This window comes from Roseibium sp. RKSG952 (assembly GCF_009711355.1).
The window spans coordinates 1-2,447 of sequence record NZ_SMMF01000608.1; the positions used below are offsets into that span (position 1 = coordinate 1).

Here is a 2,447-nt window from a genome sequence, read left to right on the forward strand (position 1 = left end):
CGTGGTGTTACGCTGCAGAGGCAGCGTAACCGAGCTTCTGGCCATCAAGAAGGCCGGGGTTACCGGACGGAGACAACAATGCCGCGCTCACGTGAGAAATTCAGGTTGGTAAATAGCAAACAGGGATCACCATCCGTCGTGTGGTGACCTGAATACTTACCCAAACATGGTATCGTAGTCGCTGAGGTCGATGGTATAGTCAGACCCACTCCAGGAAATCGATTTATAGCCCAATGTCGTGCCATCAATCAGCCCGGAGAGATCGTCGTAATCGTATCCCTCGATCGTCAGATAGGCGTCGCCGTCCTCATCGTAGAAGGTGACGCCATCATCAGTCTCGGTATAGGTACTCGAGCTTAGCGTGCTATCATAATCTCCTGCGTAAATCAGGATGGTATCAGTCTCCAGATCAAAATCCGTGATGGTCACATACCCACCAGCAACAACGTATGTATCATAACCATCGCCACCGGAAAGAGTGTCATTGCCCCCAGTTGAAATGAGGGTGTCATTTCCGTCACCGCCGTAAAGCGTGTCGTCGCCGTCTCCGCCTACGAGAAGGTCATTTCCGTCACCACCATAGATGGTGTCATCCCCATCTGCACCGTAAAGGACATTATCGCCGTCATCGCCGGTGATCACGTCATTATAGTCGGTACCATAGACATTTTCGAAATTGACAATCGTGTCGACATTCCCAAAACCGTCGTCGCTGACCGTTTCAGCCGACAGGTCCACAACGATACCACCGTCTGTATTCTGGAAGACGAGCGTATCCGTACCCGCGCCGCCGTCCAAATAATCGGAGCCATCTCCGCCATCGATGATATCGTCGCCATCTCCACCGTATATGACATCATCGCCGCCGTAGCCGTAAAGCGTATTGTCAGCGTCATCGCCGATTATGGTGTCATCATAGTCGCTGCCCCAGATGTTTTGAATGTCGTAGAGCTGATCAGTCGTGCCTAGCCCGTCATCGGCGAGAGAATAGGTTCCGTTAGTATCTTCATAGGTGGTGGACAAATCTACATAAATGCCATCGGTGGAATCTGTATAGGCTGACGTGTTGCTGCCCTCGCCACCAAAAATGTAGTCGTCACCATAACCGGCCTGAATCCAGTCATCTCCGTCGAAACCGTATATCTTTTGGGAGACACTGTCTTCGGCCCCGATGTAGCCGGTATAGGAGGAGTCTGGAATATAGCCGTAAATGATATCGTCATAGTCGTTTCCAACAAGAACGCTTTGACTCGTGCTGCCATAGACAAACCAGCCATAAGTCGCACCCATGACAACGTAGGCGGTTCCGTCGTCAAGGGAAGACAAGCTCGCCGAACTCGCATCGATAGTACCGCCACTATTAAAGCTGTAGGTTGTGCCATCTTCTGTAACGATGAATGCATTCTGCAGCATGGAATAGTAGAACGCATCCTCCATTTCCGTGGTCCAGGTCGTGACACCTTCCCCAAAGATTTGGTCCGGATCGGCGAAATTCACCGTCACAACAATATTGGTAGATGTTCCGTTCTGGTAGAGGATGGTAAAACCGTTTCCCCCACTGGTGAGGTCGTTTGATACGAAAACGTTCGACATGTCTGAAGAGTAGATCGGGAGTACAATCACGTCTGTGGTCGGATCATAGTCGTCGACGACCGTGTAACTCGGCGTGGGGTCACTGGTATCGACGGTTTCCACCTCGACTTCTGCAGCGTCAATCGCACTGTAGATGCCCCATCCAATCGTATTGGTCAAAGAATACCCGGTTACAGACGCCCCGACCGAAGTCACGGTTTTTGCAACGGACAGTGCAACATCATCCCAATTGACCGTCGAGGTGGTTTCACTGCTTTCTTCCGCGACCTCGCCTAAAACAAATGTGTCGTGTCCAGAGCCCCCATAGAGATAGTTGGTGTCGCCGTCGAACAGGCTGCCCGAATAGAGCCAATCGTCGCCGTCTCCGCCGTAAAGCGTATCACTGCCGTCCCCGGCGTAGAGAATGTCGTTGCCGTCCCCTCCATAAAGCGTGTCATCATCGTCTCCACCAAATAGAATATCGTCATAGTCACTGCCGGTCAGGGTGTCATTACCATCCTCTCCATAAAGGACTTTTTCTTCATCTGCTCCGGACGCATCGAAGACATCCTTACCATCGGTACCGTGAACTTCATCAATCCCGGTTGCGTATAGTGTGAAACTATTGAAATAATTGTAATTTGCGCCACCTGTGGCAACCAGTGTGTCGCCATCCCAGTAGCCGTTTACGGATTTTGTAGAATAGGTGTTCCCATATTCAAGGGTGTTGTAACCATCCCCGGCATCGAAATAGAAGATGAAATCCTCGCCGTAAGGACCAGCTATGCTTATGGAGTAAAAGTCGATATAGAGCGTGTCATCATTATCAGACCCACTCTCTGAGAGATATCTGCTTGTTCCGTTGTACTGTTCGT

The 2,447-nt window shown here is 50.7% G+C and carries 1 protein-coding gene; it reads right to left on the minus strand.

Annotation, left to right across the window (positions count from 1 at the left end; all coding sequences use genetic code 11):
* Positions 1–156: 156 nt before the first annotated feature.
* The coding region (locus E1297_RS50925; RefSeq protein ID WP_155133608.1) for a hypothetical protein at positions 157–2,447 on the minus strand (2,291 nt) is incomplete at its 5' end.